The sequence below is a fragment of the Streptomyces sp. TRM49041 genome (genome assembly GCF_008271805.1).
In the GTDB taxonomy this organism is placed as follows: Bacteria; Actinomycetota; Actinomycetes; order Streptomycetales; family Streptomycetaceae; genus Streptomyces.
The window spans coordinates 1-720 of record NZ_VSRY01000069.1; the positions used below are offsets into that span (position 1 = coordinate 1).

The 720-nt window shown below is 67.9% G+C and carries 1 protein-coding gene; it reads right to left on the bottom strand.

Annotated features, from left to right (window positions below; all coding sequences use genetic code 11):
• The coding region (locus tag FVS66_RS05020) for an acyltransferase domain-containing protein (protein ID WP_316248166.1) at positions 1–677 on the bottom strand (677 nt) is incomplete at its 3' end.
• Between the last annotated feature and the right edge of the window lie 43 nt (positions 678–720).

Here is a 720-nt window from a genome sequence, read left to right on the forward strand (position 1 = left end):
ACATGCCGCACCCAGTACTCCGCATCGAACGCCGGCACCACCTCACCCGACACATTGGAGACCACCGGGATACGGGGCTCGGCATACGTCAGCCCCTCGGCAACCGCACGGAACTCCTCCAGCATCGGCTCCATACGCGGCGAGTGAAACGCATGCGACACCCGCAACCGGGACGTCCTACGCCCCTCCCAGCACGGCAGCCACTCCACGACAGCGTCCTCATCACCCGACACCACCACCGCGAGCGGACCATTGACGGCCGCGACCTCCAGCCGGCCCTCGAACCCGGCCAGGGACTCCACAACCTCCGCCTCACCGGCCTGCACCGCCACCATCGCCCCACCCACCGGCAACGCACCCATCAACCGGCCCCGCGCCACCACCAGTTCGGCAGCATCAGCCAGCGACAGCACACCCGCCACATGCGCCGCAGCGATCTCACCAACCGAATGCCCGATCAGGAAATCCGCACGCACCCCCAGCGACTCCGCCAGCCGGAACAACGCCACCTCGACCGCGAACAACGCCACCTGCGTGAACTCCGTCGAGTCCAACACATCGCTGTCCCCGGCCAGCAGCTCCCGCAGCGAACGGCCCAGACGCGGATCAACCTCCCCACACACCTCCGCCAGCGCCCGCTCGAACACCGGAAACGCCCCAGCCAGCTCCAGACCCATACCAGCCCGCTGAGAACCCTGACCCGTGAACAGAAACGCCGAC